This is a genomic window from Mycolicibacterium cosmeticum, from assembly GCF_000613185.1.
Lineage (GTDB): Bacteria > Actinomycetota > Actinomycetes > Mycobacteriales > Mycobacteriaceae > Mycobacterium > Mycobacterium cosmeticum.
In genome coordinates, this window is record NZ_CCBB010000003.1 from 2,275,019 (window position 1) to 2,293,030 (window position 18,012).

Sequence of the window (18,012 nt, forward strand, 5' to 3'; positions counted from 1 at the left end):
GCGGTAGGATCGGCATGTCGATGACTACTCCCGCGTTCGTATCCACCTCGGCTGACGGCCTCTCCGGAAGCGACACACCGCTCGTCTCGGCCACCGCACTCATCGGGGGTCTCGGTACCCAGCCCACCGTCACGCTCCCGGTCGTGACCCGCCGCGAACCCGATCACGACGCCATCTGGCACTGGCTGGCCGAGCCCGCGGAGTTCTTCGGCGTCGCCATGCCCGCCGTCGACGGGTTGCGCCGAGCGATCACCGACGTCATCGACGAACTGCGGCGCACGCACGGCACCGCCACCGCGGCGCTCACCGTCCTGGTCGCGGACGTGGCCGGGGCGCCCCACTTCGTGGTCACCGGGACGCCGATCGAACCGGTCCGCGCGCGGGCGGTCGGCCTGGCCACCCGGCCCGGCGCCGCGGCGCCGCCGTACTGGCAGCGGATGGCCGCCCGCACCACCAGCCGGGCCGATGCACTGCTGACCGAACGCGAGCTGGCCGGCGCCGGCCTCGCCGACGCGGTACCGGCCGACGGGCAGCGGATCGGGGTGCCGCTGTTGGGGGCGCTGTTGTGCGAGACCGGTGCTGGTCGGATCGGGCTGGGCACCGACCGGCTGCGCTGGCTGCGCGCGGCCGGGCTGCTGGACACCGACACCGTCACCGACGACCCGGTCGACCTGGACGCCGTGCGGCGGGCGTGGTGGGTGTCGCCGGTGTTCGAGACCCATCCGGTGAGCGCGATCGGGGACCGCCGGTTATGAGCGCCTTCCGTCCCGAGACCTTCGACGCGCTGGTGATCGACGGGTACCAGTCCAGCGATGGCACGCTGAAACTGCAGTACACCCTGCGCGGCCCCGATCCGGTCAGCTTCACCGAGGTGATCGATTTCGGCGCGAGTCTGGCCGGCGCCCAGCCGCATCCGCTGTTGGCCCGGTTGCTGGCGCTCACCTGCTCGCTGAGCTACTACAAGGCCGCCGCCCCGCCGCGAATCGAAATCGCCTTTCCCACCTACGAATTCGAGAAGGTGTACCTGCGCCGGCTGGTCGAGGGTGGGTTGGGGGAGTTCGCGTACCGCAACGACCTGCCCGCCGCGCTGAGCCCGGAGGTCACCGGCCCGCAGGACGAGGTGACCGAGATCGCCACCGACACCTGGGATCCGGGCGCCACTCCGCTGGTGCCCGTCGGCGGTGGCAAGGACTCGGTGGTGAGCATCGAGGCGTTCCGCCGGCACGGGGTCAAGCCGGTGCTGTTCAGCGTCAACCGGTATGACCCGATCGACCGCTGTATCGAGGTCAGCGGACTGGACAGCGTGCACGTGCGGCGCAGCATCGACCGTCGGTTGATCGAGGCCAACGCCAACGGCGCCCACAACGGCCATGTCCCGGTGACCGCGATCAACAGTGTGATCGGCCTGATCGTGGCCGACGCCAACGGTTTCGGGCCGGTGGTGCTGTCCAACGAACGCTCGTCCAATGTGGGCAACGTCGAGTGGCTGGGCCGGGACATCAACCACCAGTGGTCCAAGAGCATCACCTACGAGACCTTGCTGCGGGACACACTGGCGCAATACGGGCTGAGCCCCGACCGGTACTTCTCGCTGCTGCGCGGGCTGTCCGAATCGCAGATCGCCGACCGGTTCGCCACCTGCACCGACTATTTCGGCGTCTTCACCAGTTGTAACCGGCTGTTCGCGCTGGATCCCGCCCGCCGTGCCACGTCGTGGTGCGGGCACTGCCCGAAATGCCAGTTCGTGTTCGTATTGCTGGCTCCCCGGCTCGGCCGCGCCCGTCTCGAAGAGATCTTCGGCACCAACCTGTTCGGTGACCCCGGCCAGCGGGACGGTATCGCCGACATCCTCGGCCTCGGTGTGCACAAACCGTTCGAGTGTGTGGGGGAGTACTACGAGGCGGCCGAGGCGATGCTGACCGTGCTGGACGACGACAGCTGGCACGGTCTGCCCCTGATCGACGAATTCGGCTCCCATCGCAGCGAATTGGAGGCTGTCGCGGCCGGGCAGGACAGCACGCCGGCCGAGCATCACATCCCGCCGCGCTACGCGAAACTGCTCGATGACTGACCTGGCGGGTCGGGTCGTCGGCATCTGGGGGCTGGGCAAGGAGGGGCTGTCGATGGCCCGCACCGCGGCCGCGCACGGCGCCCAGCGCATCGTCGCGGTCGACGACCGGGCCACCGAGTTGCCGGCCACCGACATACCGGGGATGACAGCACATTTCGGTCCCGACGCGGTGCACCTGTTGCGCGACGTCGACATCGTCTTCGTCAGCCCCGGGGTGCCGTGGCGGCATCCGGTGTTCGAGGAGTTGCGCCGCGGCGGGCCGCAGGTGTCCAGCGCCGCCGACTGGTTCCTGAGTGCGCACGGGGGGCGCACCATCGGCGTCACCGGCACCAAGGGCAAGAGCACCACCGCGGCGTTTCTGGCCCACCTGCTGACCAGCCTGGGCGCCTCCGCCGTGGTGGCGGGCAACATCGGCACGCCGCTGTCGGATTTGTCGGGGTCGGACCTGGACGCTGAGCCCGGCCGCTGGGTGGTCGCCGAACTGTCCAGCCAGCAGTGCGCGCTGCTGAGCACCTCACCGGCGGTGGCCGTGATCACCAACCTCTACCAGGACCACCTGGATTTCCACGGCGACGTCCCGAACTACTACGCGGCCAAGGCGCACATCTTCGACCACGGGGCGCGGGCGCTGATCACCACGCCGGAGGTGGTCGCGGCGCTGGACGGCATCGGGATCACCGCGCTGCCACCGGTGCTGCGGCTGGTCGACCCGGCGACCGCGCGGGCACCGGGTTCTGGCGGCGTGATGTGCTACCCGCACAACGTGGCCAACGCCGCGCTGGCCGCCCACGCCGCCGCCGAGGTGCTCGGCAGGCCGGTCACCGACGCGGAACTGGACGCGGCCGCCGCCACTTTCGCCGGACTGCCGCACCGGCTGCAGACGGTACGCACCACCGGGCCGACCCGCTGGATCGACGACACGCTGGCCACCACGGGCGAGAGCGTGGTCGCCGCGCTGCGCGCCCTGCCGGCCGGCGAGCACGTGGCGCTCATCGTCGGCGGCATGGACCGCCGGCTCGACTACCGCCCGCTCGACGACTACCTGTGCAGCGGGCAGCGCCGGGTGACGCTGATCCAGGGACCGTCCAACGGCGCGCTGATCGGGGCCCGGTTCGCCCGGTCGCATCCCGACCGCACCCACCCGGTGCAGACCCTGGAGCAGGCCGTGCGGCTGGCCGCGGGCCTGCCCGGCGTCGATGTGGTGCTGTTGTCGCCCGGCGCGGCCAGCTACGACATCTACCGCAATTACGAAGCCAAGGCCGCGGCGTTCTGCGGTTACATCGACACGCTCTAACCTGGACCCGTGCCCGATCCAGCGACGTACCGGCCTGCGCCGGGTTCCATCCCGGTGGAACCCGGTGTCTACCGTTTCCGGGATCCGCACGGCCGGGTGATCTACGTCGGCAAGGCCAAGAGCCTGCGCAGCCGGCTGAACTCCTATTTCGCCGATATCGCGGGGCTGGCGCCGCGGACCAGGCAGATGGTGATGACGGCGGGCAGCGTCGAGTGGACCGTGGTGTCCACCGAGGTCGAAGCGCTGCAGTTGGAATACAACTGGATCAAGGAGTTCGACCCGCGGTTCAACATCCGCTACCGCGACGACAAGTCGTACCCGGTGCTGGCGGTGACCCTCAACGAGGAATACCCGCGGTTGTTCGTCTACCGCGGCCCCCGCCGCAAGGGTGTGCGCTACTTCGGCCCCTACTCGCACGCCTGGGCCATCCGCGAGACCGTCGACCTGCTCACCCGGGTGTTCCCCGCGCGCACCTGCTCGGCGGGAGTGTTCAAGCGGCACAGGCAGATCGACCGGCCCTGTCTGCTGGGCTACATCGACAAGTGCTCGGCGCCGTGCATCGGCCGGGTCAGCGCCGAACAACACCGCCAGATCGTGCTGGACTTCTGCGACTTCCTGGCGGGCAAGACCGACCGGCTGGTCCGCGACATGGAGCGGCAGATGAACGCCGCGGCCGAGGAACTCGACTTCGAGCGGGCCGCGCGGCTGCGCGACGACATCGGGGCGCTCAAACGCGCGTTGGAGAAGCAGACCGTGGTTTTCGGCGACGGCACCGACGCCGACGTGGTGGCCTTCGCCGCCGACGAGCTGGAAGCAGCGGTGCAGGTGTTCCACGTCCGAGGTGGCCGGGTGCGCGGTCAGCGGGGCTGGGTGGTGGAGAAGACGGCCGAACCCGAGGCGGCCGAAAATGGCTCGGACGCCGGGCAATCGGCCGAGGCGCAGCTGGTCGAACAATTCCTCACCCAGTTCTACGGTGACCAGGCCGAACTCGGCGACGGCGCCGCCGACCAGGACGAGGCCACCAATCCGGTGCCCAAACAGGTACTGGTGCCGGTGCTTCCGGACAATGCCGACGAACTCGCCGACTGGCTGTCCGGATTGCGCGGGTCGCGGGTGTCGCTGCGGGTTCCGGTCCGCGGCGACAAGAAGGCGCTGGCCGAGACGGTGGCCCGCAATGCGAAAGAGGCACTGGCGCAGCACAAACTCAAGCGTGCCGGTGACTTCAACGCGAGATCCGAAGCGCTACAGAGCATCCAGGATGCGCTGGCGCTCAACGACGCTCCGCTGCGCATCGAATGCGTGGACATCAGCCACGTGCAGGGCACCGATGTGGTCGCCTCGATGGTGGTGTTCGAGGACGGGCTGCCGCGCAAGTCCGATTACCGGCATTACGCCATCCGGGAGGCCGCCGGCGGCGGCCGCTCCGACGACGTGGCCTCCATCGCCGAGGTGACCAGGCGCCGGTTCGCCCGGCACATCGCCGACGCCGAGCGGCCGATGGTGGCCGAGGGCCGGTCACGGCGCTTCGCCTACCCGCCGAACCTGTACGTCGTCGACGGCGGCGCACCGCAGGTGAACGCCGCCGCCACCGTGCTCGACGAACTGGGCATCACCGACGTCGCGGTGATCGGTCTGGCCAAACGGCTGGAAGAGGTGTGGGTGCCTTATGAAGCGGATCCGGTGATCTTCCCGCGCAACAGCGAGGGCCTGTACCTGCTGCAGCGCGTCCGTGACGAAGCCCACCGATTCGCCATCACCTATCACCGCAGCAAGCGTTCCAAGCGGATGACGGCCTCGGCGCTGGATTCGGTCCCCGGACTGGGGGAGCACCGGCGCAAGGCCCTGGTCACCCATTTCGGATCGGTGTCCCGGCTGTCGGCGGCCAGCATCGAGGAGATCACCGCCGTGCGCGGCATCGGAGTGGCGACCGCGCGGGCGGTGCTGGAGGCACTGGGCGCCACCGGAGGCGACGCGGGCGCTGCCGATTCGGGCGCGGCAGCCGCCGTTATCGACAATGATCGACACCACCAAGATCAACCCAGTAACCAACAGGCATCGGGGTGACAGACCAACATATGAGTGACGAATCTGGTATCGAGGTTGTCCTCGTGACGGGACTCTCCGGCGCGGGACGCGGTACCACCGCCAAGGTGCTCGAAGACCTGGGTTGGTATGTGGCCGACAACCTGCCGCCGGAACTGATCGCCAGAATGGTCGACCTCGGGTTGGACGCCGGATCTCGGATCACCCGGCTGGCCGTCGTGATGGACGTGCGGTCCAAGGGATTCACCGGCGATCTGGACTCGGTGCGCACCGAACTCGGAACCAGGGGCATCCGACCGCGGGTGCTGTTCATGGAGGCCTCCGACGAGACGCTGGTCCGCCGCTACGAACAGAACCGGCGCAGTCATCCCCTGCAGGGCAATCAGACGTTGGCCGAAGGCATCACCGCCGAACGGGCCATGCTCGCGCCGGTGCGCGCGGCCGCCGACCTGGTGATCGACACCTCCACCCTGGCGGTGCCGGCGTTGCGGGAGAGCATAGAACGCGCCTTCGGCGGCGAGACCGTCGCGCACACCAACATCACCGTCGAATCGTTCGGCTACAAGTACGGTCTGCCGATGGACGCCGACACCGTGATGGACGTGCGGTTCATCCCCAACCCGCACTGGGTCGACGAGCTGCGTCCGCACACCGGCCAGCATCCGGCGGTGCGGGACTACGTGCTGGGCCAGAAGGGCGCCGCGGAGTTCCTCGACACCTACCATCGGCTGCTTGAGGTGGTGATCGACGGTTATCGCCGGGAGGGGAAGCGGTATATGACGGTGGCCATCGGCTGCACGGGTGGCAAGCACCGCAGCGTGGCGATCGCCGAGGCGCTGGCCGGCCGGCTGCAGGGCGGCGACCAGTTGACGGTGCGGGTGCTGCACCGCGATCTGGGGCGCGAATGACGGACCCGCACGCGACCAGCGACGTCCCGCACGGGAGGCGGCCGGCCGACCCCCGGGTGGTTGCCCTCGGCGGCGGGCACGGCCTGTACGCCACCCTGTCGGCGGCCCGCCGGCTCACCCCGCACGTGACCGCCGTGGTCACCGTCGCCGACGACGGCGGCTCCTCGGGGCGGCTGCGCAGCGAGCTGGACGTCGTGCCACCCGGAGATCTGCGAATGGCGTTGGCCGCGTTGGCCTCTGACACTCCGCACGGCAGACTGTGGGCCACGATCATCCAGCACCGGTTCGGGGGCAGCGGGGCGCTGGCCGGGCATCCGATCGGCAATCTGATCCTGGCCGGGCTCAACGAGGTGCTGACCGACCCGGTGGCGGCGCTCGACGAACTCGGCAAGATCCTGGGCCTCAAGGGCCGGGTACTACCGATGTGCCCGATCGCGCTGCAGATCGAGGCCGACGTGGCCGGTCTGGAGACCGACCCGCGGATGTTCCGGGTGATCCGCGGCCAGGTGGCGGTGGCCACCACCGTCGGTAAGGTGCGCCGGGTCCGGCTGCTGCCGGGTGATCCGCCGGCCACCCGACAGGCGGTGGACGCAATCATGGCCGCCGACCTCGTGGTGCTCGGTCCCGGCTCCTGGTTCACCAGCGTGATCCCGCATGTGTTGGTGCCGCAGCTGGCGGCCGCCCTGCAGGCCACCACCGCCCGGCGGGCCCTGGTGCTCAACTTGGCCGCGGAGCCGGGCGAGACGGCCGGGTTCTCGGCCGAGCGGCACATCCACGTGCTGGCTCAGCACGCTCCCGGCTTCACCGTCGACGACATCATCGTGGACTCGGCGCGGGTGCCCAGCGACCGGGAGCGCGAGCAGCTGATGCGCACGGCGACGATCATCGGCGCGAAGGTGGAGTTTGCTGACGTGTCCCGGCCTGGTACACAGTTACATGATCCATCGATGCTGGCCGCCGCACTGGAGCGGGTCCGGCTGAGGGGCAGGGCATCACGTCCGGATGACAGCGATTCCACCGCTCCCACCCCGGCCCGGCCGGTCGAGGGAGTACACGGGCAATCGACGGTGAACGTATCGAGGGGTGACGAGTCGTGGCGATGACCGCTGAGGTGAAGGACGAACTGAGCCGGCTGGTCGTGAACTCGGTCAGTGCCCGCCGGGCCGAGGTGTCCTCGCTGCTGCGCTTCGCCGGTGGGCTGCACATCGTCGGCGGCCGGGTGGTGGTGGAGGCCGAGGTGGACCTGGGCATCATCGCGCGGCGGTTACGCAAGGACATCTTCGACCTGTACGGGTACAACGCGGTGGTGCATGTGTTGTCCGCCAGCGGCATCCGCAAGAGCACCCGCTACGTGGTGCGGGTGGCCAAGGACGGTGAGGCGCTGGCCCGGCAGACCGGCCTGCTCGACCTACGGGGCCGTCCCGTGCGCGGGCTGCCCGCCCAGGTGGTCGGCGGCAGCATCAACGACGCCGAAGCAGCTTGGCGGGGTGCGTTTCTGGCGCACGGTTCGCTGACCGAGCCGGGCCGCTCGTCGGCCCTCGAGGTGAGCTGCCCCGGCCCGGAGGCCGCCCTGGCCCTCGTCGGCGCGGCGCGCCGGCTCGGGGTCAGTGCCAAAGCCCGTGAGGTCCGCGGCAGCGACCGGGTGGTGGTCCGCGACGGTGAGGCGATCGGTGCCCTGCTCACCCGGATGGGTGCCCAGGACACCCGGCTGACGTGGGAGGAACGCCGGATGCGGCGCGAGGTGCGCGCGACGGCGAACCGGCTGGCCAATTTCGACGATGCCAACCTGCGCCGCTCGGCGCGGGCGGCGGTGGCGGCGGCCGCGCGGGTGGAGCGGGCCCTGGACATCCTCGGTGAGTCGGTGCCCGACCATCTGGCCCAGGCGGGCCGGTTGCGGGTGGAGCACCGGCAGGCCTCGCTGGAAGAACTGGGCCGGCTGGCCGAGCCGCCGATGACAAAGGACGCGGTGGCCGGCCGGATCCGCCGGTTGCTCTCGATGGCCGATCGCAAGGCCAAGCAGGAGGGCATCCCCGATACCGAGTCGGCCGTCACCCCGGACCTGCTCGACGACGCCTGAGCCCGCGCGTCAGGCGGCCTGGCGGTGCCGGTGCGCGGCGTGCCGCGACGCTGATCGTCCTGTCGAGGTGTCCTGTCGCACAACATGTTTCGCGGTGATGGCGGCGACGGTGGCCCCTGCGGGAACGGCATGTGTGGTCTTGACAGCGGCCACCTCGGCGGTCGGGCCGGCCTCGGCCGAAGCCGCGGTGACTTTGCGTGCGGTGGGCAGGGAGGTGAGCGCGTTGCGCACCGCGGTCACCATGCCGGTGGCGAGCCGGCGCACCGCCGTGATGGCGCCGCGGACCAGTGTGGTGATCCCGACGACGACGGAGTGCACCGCCTGGGCCACCGCGGCCGCCAGCCGGCCAAGGACCTGAGCCGGCGTGGACACCCCGGTGGTGACCGGATGCGCGGCGATCCAGGCCTTGATGACCGCCACTGCCTGTTTGGCGGCCCAGGTGTCGGTGAAGACGCCCAGGTTGTCCTCGGCCGTGCTCGACCCGGTTGCGGTGTCGATCAAGGAGTAGATGAACGACGGTCCGGCCCCCGACAGGGTCGCCCATGTCGTCAGGAAGTCCTGGATGTAGGCGGCCTGGTTCGCCTCGCCCGCCTGCGTGGACGGTTCACCGTACTCGGTGGCCCAGATCAGTTTGGCCGCATCCCCATTCGCTTCCATCACCGCGCGCATCTGCTCGAGTTGCTGCAGGGCGGAGTTGACGAAGGTCGCGCCCGCGGAGAACAGGCTGGTGTAGTTGTACGGGTGGAACGCCAGAGCGTCGAAGTAGCCGGCCGCGCCGTCGGCGTACATCTCGGTGAGGAAGGTGACCGGGTCGACGGTCGCGGTGCCGATGCTGATGCCCGCCCCGAGCACACCGCCGACCACCGTCGCCTTCGGGTCGACCGCCTTGATCGCGGTATACGCCGCCTTGAGCAGCGCGGTGTAGGCGGCCGCGTCCGGGGTCGGGTACCACCCGGTGAAGCCGTTGGGCTCGTTCCATATCTCGTACGCCGCGATCTTCGCCTCACCATTGTTGGCGGCCGTCCCGTAGCGCGATGCGACCGCCGCGACGAAGGAGGCGTAATCCGATGCCGCGCGGGGTGCGCCGTCGGCCACCAGGCCACCGTAGGGCGACGCCCACGTCGGGGTGCTGGTGATGGCCGCATCGACGGCGATGCCGTAGGAGGCCGCCGTGTTCAGCAGCTGGTCGGCCTGAGCCCAGTTGTAGGTGCCGTCGGCGGGTTCCATTGCACGCCAGGGCAGGAACACCCGGATCTGGGTCACACCCATCGACTGCAGTTGCTGCATCGCGGTGTCGAGGTCGGCCTGGCTCATGAAGTAGAGGCTGGAGTCGGCCATGCCCACCGTCGTCGAGGAGGTGTCGATCGACGCGGTCAGCTCGACCGGCTCGGCGACCGCCGTCGGGTGGACAGGCCCGGGGACGGCGAATCCCGCCGAGGTGGCCAGCACGGCCGTCGCCAGCAGCGGAACGGTCATGGTGTGCAGCACGGACGTGATGTGGTGGCGGTTCAGCGGCATGTCCCACTCCCGGCGCTCAAGTGCCTCCCAGCTGGAGTCAGAGGACTTTAACGCACCGATTCGGCGATCAACCGACGACGATTTTCAGGTAGCCCCGGTGAATTGACAGCAACGGCAATTTCGGACCGGCGTAGTGCGCCATTCGTGCAATGGTCGCAAATTGCCGCTGGGTGACACCGCGGAGTCTGCGCAATTCTTCATGACATCGGAATACTCTCTCGCACAGAGTGTTTCGTTCCAGCCCGGAATGGTCGACGGACCGCCGGAATGCAATGACAGCCAACAGATGAGGCGGGTAATCCGGCACGCCCGCAACTGCATTGCCTTGACCGCCAGCGATTTCGCTGCGCGGACGACAAACGTGCCGGCACGGTGAATTCGTGCACCGGTTCGCCGCCGGCCGGGAACTGCGTTTTCCGACCGGGACGACCGGTGTCGGCAATGCCCTCGGCCGGCGCGCACCGGCTGTCCGCGCGACCAGCGAATCGTGGGAAAAGGCACAGGTGTTGCGCAGCACGCCGCGGCGTTCCCGCCATGATCGGACGCTCGCTCGCATGTCACTCCCGCGTCAACCTGACGTTGTACTGTGTGGCGACAAACTTCGACGTCAACCCAACCAGGGTCATCCCACACAGAGGCGGCGGTCGCGATGAGGCTGATCCTTGAGTTGATCCGCCCCTACCGGTGGTTGGTCGCCGGCATCTTCGGGGTGCTGCTGATCCAGATCGCGATGGGCCTGGCCGCGCCGTGGCCGTTGAAGGTGGTGCTCGACAGCGTCGTCGGCGACCACCCGCTGCCGGGCTGGTTGCACGGGCTGTTGCAGCCGATGCTCGGCGGCGAGGGCCGGATGCACATCGCCGGGCTGGCGGCGATCATGGTCATCGTCATCGCGGTGATCGCCGCCCTGGCCACCTACGCCGCGAACTACCTGACCGAGACGGTTGGCCAGCGCATCGGCAACGACCTGCGGACCCGGGCATATCACCATCTGCAGCAGCTCTCGCTGAACTACTTCGACACCCATCGCGTCGGGCCGATCCTGAGCACCCTCACCGACGACGTCGACACCATCCAGGATTTCGCGTCGGCCTCCACACTCGGTATCGCGACCGATCTGCTGACCATCTTCGGCATGTTGGTCGTGATGCTGTGGCTGCAGTGGGATTTCACCCTCGTCGCGCTCGCGGTGGCGCCGCTGCTGCTGCTGTTCGTCTCCCGCATTCGCAAGGCCGTCAAGGCGGCCACCCACGAGGTGCGCCGCCGGGAATCCGACATCGTCGCGGTCGCCGAGGAAGGGCTGCAGTCCATCCGGGTGGTCAAGGCGTTCGACCGGGAGGACCTCCAGGAACGCCAACTCGCCCTGGCCGGCCAGCAGGCGGTGGACGCGGCACTGAACGCACGGCGGGTGAAATCGGTGGTGTCGCCGATCGTCGCCGTCGTGGTCGCCGCCTGCACCGCGCTGGTCTTGTGGCGCGGCTCGGCGCTCATCCTCGCCGGGGCGATGACGGCGGGCACCCTGACCGTCTTCATCTCCTATCTGGTGTCGTTCTTCAAACCGGTTCAAGACCTGGCCAAGCTCACCAACACCATCGCCATGGCCTCGGTCGGGGTGGACCGGGTCAACGAACTGCTGACCGCCCAGACCTCGGTCGAGGAGAAGCCGGACGCCGTCGAACCGGCCCGGATCAAGGGCGCCATCGCCTTCGAGCGGGTGGCGTTCAGCTACAACGCGGAAACACCGGTGCTGCGTGATGTCACCTTCGAGGTGGCGCCGGGCCAGCTGGTGGGCGTCGTCGGGCATACCGGCAGCGGAAAATCCAGCCTGGTCAGCCTGATTCCCCGGTTCTACGACCCGAGCGTGGGCACCGTCCGGATCGACGGTGTCGACCTGCGCGACTACAAACTGCACGAGTTGCGCCGCCAGATCGCCTACGTGCTGCAGGACACCGTGCTCTTCCGCGGCACCATCCGCGACAACATCGCCTTCGGCAGGCCCGACGCCGACCACGACGAGATCGTCGAGGTGGCCAAACTGGCCAACGCCCACGAGTTCATCTCCGAGATGCCGCAGGGCTACGACAGTGCGGTCGGCGATCGCGGGCTCACCCTGTCCGGCGGGCAGCGCCAGCGCATCGGCATCGCCCGCGCCCTGATCCGGGACAGCCCCATCCTGATCCTCGACGAACCCACCGCCGCGCTGGACGCGGAATCCGAGCGCCTGGTGATGTCGGCCCTGCAACGGCTGATGGCCGACCGCACCGTCATCACGATCGCCCACCGGCTGTCCACCATCCGCGACGCGGACAAGATCGTCGTGCTCGAGGAGGGCCGCGTCGTCGAGGAGGGCACCCACAACGAGCTGCTGACCGCGGGCGGCAGATACGCCGACCTGCACCGCATCCAATACGAGGACCAGACACCGTGACGCGTTCGTTGATCATCCTGCCCGACGACTCCGCGCAGCCGGTGCTCGACGCCATCCATGCGTCCACCCGTTCGGTGCGCATCAAGATGTTCGCCTTCAGTCATCGGCCGCTGCTGGACGCGGTGGTGGCGGCCCACCGGCGCGGCGTCGACGTCAAGGTCATGCTCAACCCGGAACGGCGCGACGGCGAGACCGACAACGACGTCGCCCGGGAGATGTTGCAGCGGTTCGGCATCGAGGTGCGGGAGAGCAATCCCGCCTTCGACCTGACGCACGAGAAGTCGATGGTGGTCGACGACGAGCACGCCTTCGTCGAATCGCTGAACTGGACCGAGGAGAACTTCACCCTCACCCGCGACTACGCCGTCGTCACGCCCAGCGCCTACGAGGTCGCCGAGATCATCGACTGCTTCGAGGCCGACTGGGCACGGCAAGACTTCGATCCCGGCACCGGCGCCCACCTGATCTGGTGCCCGTCCAACGGACGGCACCGGATCGCCGACTTCATCGACAGTGCCAAGCACACCTTGTTCCTGCAGAACGAGCGCTACCAGGACCCGGTGATCATCGAACGGCTGGTGCGGGCGGCCCGTCGCGGCGTCAAGGTGCACGTGATGGCCCGCGCCGCGCACCACCTCAAGGACGGGAAGCTGGTCGAAGGCGTCAGCGGCATGCGCATCCTCGACGACGTCGGCATCAAGATCCACCGGCTCAAGCACATGAAACTGCACGCCAAGATGATCCTGGCCGATCACGAACGGGCCGTCGTCGGCTCGATCAACTTCTCCCCGGGCAGTTTCGACCACCGCCGGGAACTGGCCATCGAGGTCACCGATCACGAGATCACCAAGCGGCTCAACGAGGTGGCTCACCATGATTGGAAGCACTCCGCGCCGATGGACCTGTCCGATGCCGGTTTGATCGCCGACCTGACCGGCCGGGGGCGTGACGCACACGACATCGACCAGCTCGCCCTGCACGACCCGGACGCCTGACCAGCCCGCACGCGACGAAAGCCACACCACTAGGCTGACGTGCGAGCAGTGCACCGCCGACTAGTCAAGGAGACAACACGTGACCATCCGGGTAGGCGTCAACGGATTCGGCCGCATCGGGCGCAACTTCTTCCGCGCGCTGGACGCGCAGAAGGCCGCCGGTAAGAACACCGACATCGAGATCGTGGCCGTCAACGACCTGACCTCGACCGCCACGCTGGCGCACCTGCTGAAGTTCGACTCGATCCTGGGCCGGCTGCCCTATGAGGTGAGCGTCGACGGCGACAGCATCGTGGTCGGCGACCAGAAGATCAAGGCGCTGGCGGTCAAGGAAGGACCCGCCGCCCTGCCGTGGGGGGATCTCGGCGTCGACGTCGTGGTCGAGTCCACCGGCATCTTCACCAAGCGCGACAAGGCCCAGGGCCACCTGGACGCGGGTGCGAAGAAGGTCATCATCTCGGCACCGGCCACCGATGAGGACATCACCATCGTGCTGGGCGTCAACGACGACAAGTACGACGGCAGCCAGAACATCATCTCCAATGCCTCGTGCACCACGAACTGCCTGGGCCCGCTGGCCAAGGTGCTCAACGACGAGTTCGGCATCGTCAAGGGCCTGATGACCACCATCCACGCCTACACCCAGGACCAGAACCTGCAGGACGGCCCGCACAGCGACCTGCGCCGCGCCCGGGCCGCCGCGATCAACATCGTGCCGACCTCGACCGGTGCGGCCAAGGCCATCGGCCTGGTGCTCCCGGAGCTCAAGGGCAAGCTGGACGGCTACGCGCTGCGGGTGCCGATCCCCACCGGCTCGGTGACCGACCTGACCGCCGAGGTGTCCAAGACCGGAACCGTCGAGGAGATCAACGCCGCGTTCAAGGCCGCCGCCGAGGGGCCGCTGGCGGGCATCCTGAAGTACTACGACGCCCCGATCGTCTCCAGCGATATCGTCACCGACCCGCACAGCTCGCTGTTCGACTCGGGCCTGACCAAGGTGATCGACAACCAGGTCAAGGTCGTGTCCTGGTACGACAACGAGTGGGGCTACTCCAACCGCCTCGCCGATCTGGTCGCGCTGGTCGGCAAGTCGCTGTAGTTCGCGATCATGGCGATCAAATCACTGTCTGACCTGCTCGCCGAAGGTGTTGAAGGTCGGGGCGTGCTGGTGCGCTCCGACCTGAACGTCCCCCTCGACGACAGCGGGAACATCACCGACCCGGGCCGCATCATCGCCTCGGTCCCGACGCTGAAGGCGCTGGCCGAGGCCGGGGCCAAGGTCGTGGTGACCGCGCACCTGGGCCGCCCCAAGGGCGAGCCCGACCCGAAGTTCTCGCTGGCCCCGGTCGCCGCGGCGCTGGGGGAGCGGCTGGGCAGGCACGTCCAGCTGGCCGGCGACGTGGTCGGCACCGACGCGTTGGCGCGCGCCGAGGGCCTGACCGACGGGGACGTGCTGCTGCTGGAGAACATCCGCTTCGACCCGCGCGAGACCAGCAAGGACGACGCCGAGCGGCTCGGGTTGGCCAAGGCGCTGGCCGGGCTGGTCGAGGGCGCCGACGGGTCGCCTGGTGCGTTCGTCTCCGACGGGTTCGGGGTGGTGCACCGCAAGCAGGCCTCGGTGTACGACGTGGCCACCCTGCTGCCGCATTACGCGGGCACGCTGGTGGCCGCGGAGGTCAAGGTGCTGGAGCAGCTGACCACCGCCGGCGAGCGGCCGTACGCGGTGGTGCTCGGCGGGTCGAAGGTGTCCGACAAGCTGGCCGTCATCGAGAATCTCGCCACCAAGGCCGACAGCCTGATCATCGGCGGCGGCATGTGCTTCACCTTCCTTGCCGCGCAAGGGGTTTCGGTGGGCACCTCGCTGCTGCAGGAGGAGATGATCGACACCTGTAAGAAGCTGCTGGAAACCTACGGTGACGTGATCCACCTGCCGGTGGACATCGTGGTGGCCGACAAGTTCGCCGCCGACGCGGCGGCCGAGACGGTGGCCGCCGACCAGATCCCCGCCGGCAAGATGGGCCTGGACATCGGGCCGGGGTCGGTGAAGCGGTTCACCGCGCTGCTGTCCAACGCCAAGACGGTGTTCTGGAACGGCCCGATGGGCGTGTTCGAGTTCCCGGCCTTCGCCGCGGGCACCAAGGGCGTGGCCGAGGCGATCATCGGGGCCACCGAAAAGGGCGCGTTCAGCGTCGTCGGCGGCGGCGACTCGGCGGCCGCGGTCCGGTTGCTCGGGTTGCCCGAGGACGGCTTCTCGCACATCTCCACCGGCGGCGGCGCGTCGCTGGAATACCTCGAGGGCAAAACCCTGCCCGGCATCGACGTTCTGGACTAAGGACATACATGGCCCGTAAGCCGCTCATCGCCGGCAACTGGAAGATGAACCTCAACCATTTCGAGGCCATCGCGCTGGTGCAGAAGATCGCATTTGCCTTGCCGGACAAGTACTTCGACAAGGTCGATGTCACCGTCATCCCGCCCTTCACCGATCTGCGCAGCGTGCAGACCCTGGTGGACGGGGACAAGCTGCGCCTGACCTACGGCGCCCAGGACGTGTCCCAGCACGATTCCGGCGCGTACACCGGTGAGATCAGCGGTGCCTTCCTGGCCAAACTGGGCTGCACCTTCGCCGTCGTCGGCCATTCGGAGCGCCGCACCTACCACGCCGAGAGCGACGAACTGGTGGCCGCCAAGGCCAAGGCCGCGCTCAAGCACGGGCTCACCCCGATCGTGTGCATCGGCGAGGGACTGGACATCCGCGAGACCGGTGAGCACGTCGCCTACAACGTGAACCAGCTCAAGGGTTCGCTGGCCGGGCTGTCCGCCGAGCAGATCGGCCAGGTGGTGATCGCCTACGAGCCGGTGTGGGCGATCGGCACCGGCCGGGTGGCCAGTGCGGCCGACGCCCAGGAGGTCTGCAAGGCCATCCGCGACGAGCTGGTGACGCTGGCGTCGCCGGACGTCGCCGCCTCGGTGCGGGTGCTCTACGGCGGTTCGGTGAACGCCAAGAACGTCGGCGAGATCGTGGCCCAGCCCGACGTGGACGGTGCCCTGGTCGGCGGCGCCTCGCTGGACGGGGAGCAGTTCGCCACCCTGTCCGCGATCGCGGCCGGCGGCCCCCTGCCCTGACCCTGGAGTGATTTCGGCGCGGTTATCCGTGCTGGCCCTCTTTGCCAGGCTGGTTGTGAGTCAGTTTCGCAACCAGCCTGGAGGGGTGTGTGTCGATTAGTCCGGGGTTCACGACTGAGGAGATCGTGGAGTTTGTCGCCGAGTATCACCGGCAGCCGTGGGGGCAGAAGGGCTCTTGGCTTGCCGAGAAGGGCTTTTCCAGTGACCGGATGAGGCGGTGGCAGTCGGCTCTTTTTGATGGTGATCTCGACCGGGGCTTGATTCCGCGAGAGGGTGGTCCCAGGACTGCTCAAGGGAAACGGATCTCGATGGCCAAACAGCGTGACGCGCGGATCGCCCGCGACGAAGCCGAGATCGCACGCCTGCACGCTCGGGTGCGCGAACTCGAAGCGAGCAACGACGCGTTGGGAAAAGCTATCGGGCTCTTGCACGAGATGAACGTGCCCGAGCCCGACGCTACCCCGACGATCACCGATCTCGACGATTCCTCGACCTGGAGAACCGACTCGTCGTCGAGCTGACCGCGGCGTTGGGGTCCCAGCGTCAGGCGTTGACGATGATCGAGTTGTCCCGGTCTAGCTGGTACTACCGATCGCACCCGCGCAGCAGGGTCTGCGATCCGGTGCCGCAGAAGGATCGGGGGTACCCCTCACGCATCGGTTCCGCTGAGCGCGCGAGGATCGAAAGCGAGATCCTGGCTGGCTGGATGGCTGGGGTCTCGGTCGATCACGCCTTCGCCACGGCGTGGGATGCCGGGGTGCTACTGGCCTCGCGGCGATCGTGGTGGCGCATTGCGGCGGCGATCAACGATCAAAGTGCACGTCCGCTCGCGCCGACCCGCAGGAAGAACACCACACCCCGTCCGGTGCCGGTGCTCAAAGCAACTGGTCCCCAACAGGTTTGGAGTTGGGACATCACCGACCTGCGTACCCCGTGGCGAGGTGTGGCGTTCAAGGCGTACTCGATCATCGACATCTACTCCCGCAAGATCGTGGGCTGGCGGGTCGAGGAACGTGAATGCGATGACCTGGCCGTGGACATGTTCGAGGCGGCGTTCGCCGATCACGGACTGCCCGCTGTGGTGCACGCCGATTCCGGGCCGGCGATGCGTTCGAGCGCACTCAAGGACCTGCTGGCCGACCTCGGCGTCGGACAGACCCACAACCGGCCCCACGTGAGTAACGACAACCCGTTCTCCGAATCGGAGTTCCGGACCATGAAGTACCGGCCCAACTACCCCGGTGTCTTCGATCATCTCGATGCCGCCCGAGCCTGGGTGAGCGCCTATATCGGCTGGTACAACACCCACCACCGCCACAGTGGCATCGCGCTATTCACTCCCGACCAGGTGCACAGCGGAGCGTGGACCCGGCAATGGGAACGCCGCGATCACGCTCTCCAGACCTACTACAACACCCATCCCGAACGGTTCCGAAACCGCCCGCACACCAAGACGCCCAACCTCGTCGTTGGGATCAACCTGCCCGCCGAAAACGAGCACAACCGACTCCACGCAGCTTGACAACGCCCGTGGGCGCGGCCAACCGCGCCGAAA

Annotated in this window: 15 protein-coding genes; 14 read left to right on the plus strand and 1 reads right to left on the minus strand. The window is 68.4% G+C overall.

From position 1 onward, the window contains the following. Positions 1–20: 20 nt before the first annotated feature. Genes BN977_RS30275 through whiA form a run of 7 tightly spaced genes read left to right on the plus strand, consistent with a single transcriptional unit; the run spans position 21 to position 8,393 of the window. The gene (locus tag BN977_RS30275) at positions 21–755 is read left to right on the plus strand and encodes a hypothetical protein (RefSeq protein WP_131590239.1); all 735 of its coding nucleotides are present in this window, start codon (positions 21–23) and stop codon (positions 753–755) included. Further along, on the plus strand, positions 752–2,071 hold the full coding sequence (locus BN977_RS30280; protein WP_036403778.1) for a MurL-like N-terminal domain-containing: 1,320 nt from the start codon (positions 752–754) through the stop codon (positions 2,069–2,071). Before BN977_RS30275 ends, BN977_RS30280 begins: the two co-directional genes overlap by 4 nt. Beyond that, on the plus strand, positions 2,064–3,365 hold the full coding sequence (locus BN977_RS30285) for a Mur ligase family protein (protein WP_036403780.1): 1,302 nt from the start codon (positions 2,064–2,066) through the stop codon (positions 3,363–3,365). The genes BN977_RS30280 and BN977_RS30285 overlap by 8 nt, the downstream gene beginning before the upstream one ends. 9 nt (positions 3,366–3,374) lie before the next feature. Then, positions 3,375–5,429, plus strand: coding sequence for an excinuclease ABC subunit UvrC (gene uvrC / locus BN977_RS30290; RefSeq protein ID WP_051562060.1), 2,055 nt, complete (start codon positions 3,375–3,377; stop codon positions 5,427–5,429). Between the two features lie 11 nt (positions 5,430–5,440). Next, positions 5,441–6,316, plus strand: a complete 876-nt coding sequence (gene rapZ, locus BN977_RS30295) for an RNase adapter RapZ (RefSeq protein ID WP_024452801.1) — start codon at positions 5,441–5,443, stop codon at positions 6,314–6,316. After that, complete coding sequence (yvcK, locus tag BN977_RS30300; protein WP_024452800.1) at positions 6,313–7,419, plus strand: uridine diphosphate-N-acetylglucosamine-binding protein YvcK; 1,107 nt, start codon at positions 6,313–6,315, stop codon at positions 7,417–7,419. The genes rapZ and yvcK overlap by 4 nt, the downstream gene beginning before the upstream one ends. Next, positions 7,416–8,393, plus strand: coding sequence for a DNA-binding protein WhiA (whiA, locus tag BN977_RS30305; protein WP_109762056.1), 978 nt, complete (start codon positions 7,416–7,418; stop codon positions 8,391–8,393). Before yvcK ends, whiA begins: the two co-directional genes overlap by 4 nt. Positions 8,394–8,402: 9 nt before the next feature. Here the strand turns inward: whiA and BN977_RS31630 are convergent, their stop codons facing one another. Next, on the minus strand, positions 8,403–9,911 hold the full coding sequence (locus BN977_RS31630) for a cellulase family glycosylhydrolase (protein WP_051562061.1): 1,509 nt from the start codon (positions 9,909–9,911) through the stop codon (positions 8,403–8,405). Between the two features lie 649 nt (positions 9,912–10,560). Between BN977_RS31630 and BN977_RS30315 the strand changes: the two genes are divergently transcribed. From BN977_RS30315 to BN977_RS30345, 7 genes are all read left to right on the plus strand, one after another. After that, entirely contained in the window at positions 10,561–12,336 is a 1,776-nt protein-coding gene (locus BN977_RS30315) for an ABC transporter ATP-binding protein (RefSeq protein ID WP_036403784.1), read from the plus strand. After that, a complete protein-coding gene (locus BN977_RS30320; RefSeq protein ID WP_036403786.1) occupies positions 12,333–13,331 on the plus strand; it encodes a phospholipase D-like domain-containing protein in 999 nt (332 codons plus the stop codon). Before BN977_RS30315 ends, BN977_RS30320 begins: the two co-directional genes overlap by 4 nt. Positions 13,332–13,410: 79 nt before the next feature. Continuing rightward, positions 13,411–14,430: a type I glyceraldehyde-3-phosphate dehydrogenase gene (gene gap / locus BN977_RS30325; protein WP_024452795.1), complete on the plus strand. Its 1,020-nt coding sequence runs from the start codon at positions 13,411–13,413 to the stop codon at positions 14,428–14,430. 9 nt (positions 14,431–14,439) lie between these two features. Continuing rightward, complete coding sequence (locus BN977_RS30330; protein ID WP_036403788.1) at positions 14,440–15,663, plus strand: phosphoglycerate kinase; 1,224 nt, start codon at positions 14,440–14,442, stop codon at positions 15,661–15,663. An 8-nt stretch (positions 15,664–15,671) separates the two neighbouring features. After that, positions 15,672–16,457, plus strand: a complete 786-nt coding sequence (tpiA, locus tag BN977_RS30335) for a triose-phosphate isomerase (RefSeq protein ID WP_024452793.1) — start codon at positions 15,672–15,674, stop codon at positions 16,455–16,457. Positions 16,458–16,582: 125 nt separating this feature from the next. Continuing rightward, positions 16,583–16,978, plus strand: coding sequence for a hypothetical protein (locus BN977_RS30340; RefSeq protein WP_227456261.1), 396 nt, complete (start codon positions 16,583–16,585; stop codon positions 16,976–16,978). Positions 16,979–17,163: 185 nt separating this feature from the next. Beyond that, entirely contained in the window at positions 17,164–17,979 is an 816-nt protein-coding gene (locus tag BN977_RS30345; protein WP_165576343.1) for a DDE-type integrase/transposase/recombinase, read from the plus strand. The last annotated feature ends 33 nt before the right edge of the window (positions 17,980–18,012 follow it).

Bases quoted from the DNA above. Each gene is read 5' to 3' on its own strand.
- BN977_RS31630 (WP_051562061.1), bottom strand. From the start codon at position 9,911: ATGCCGCTGAACCGCCACCACATCACGTCCGTGCTGCACACCATGACC.
- BN977_RS30285 (WP_036403780.1), top strand. From the start codon at position 2,064: ATGACTGACCTGGCGGGTCGGGTCGTCGGCATCTGGGGGCTGGGCAAG.
- BN977_RS30315 (WP_036403784.1), top strand. From the start codon at position 10,561: ATGAGGCTGATCCTTGAGTTGATCCGCCCCTACCGGTGGTTGGTCGCC.
- BN977_RS30345 (WP_165576343.1), top strand. From the start codon at position 17,164: ATGGCTGGGGTCTCGGTCGATCACGCCTTCGCCACGGCGTGGGATGCC.
- BN977_RS30330 (WP_036403788.1), top strand. From the start codon at position 14,440: ATGGCGATCAAATCACTGTCTGACCTGCTCGCCGAAGGTGTTGAAGGT.
- BN977_RS30275 (WP_131590239.1), top strand. From the start codon at position 21: ATGACTACTCCCGCGTTCGTATCCACCTCGGCTGACGGCCTCTCCGGA.
- tpiA (WP_024452793.1), top strand. From the start codon at position 15,672: ATGGCCCGTAAGCCGCTCATCGCCGGCAACTGGAAGATGAACCTCAAC.
- yvcK (WP_024452800.1), top strand. From the start codon at position 6,313: ATGACGGACCCGCACGCGACCAGCGACGTCCCGCACGGGAGGCGGCCG.
- rapZ (WP_024452801.1), top strand. From the start codon at position 5,441: ATGAGTGACGAATCTGGTATCGAGGTTGTCCTCGTGACGGGACTCTCC.
- whiA (WP_109762056.1), top strand. From the start codon at position 7,416: ATGACCGCTGAGGTGAAGGACGAACTGAGCCGGCTGGTCGTGAACTCG.
- BN977_RS30280 (WP_036403778.1), top strand. From the start codon at position 752: ATGAGCGCCTTCCGTCCCGAGACCTTCGACGCGCTGGTGATCGACGGG.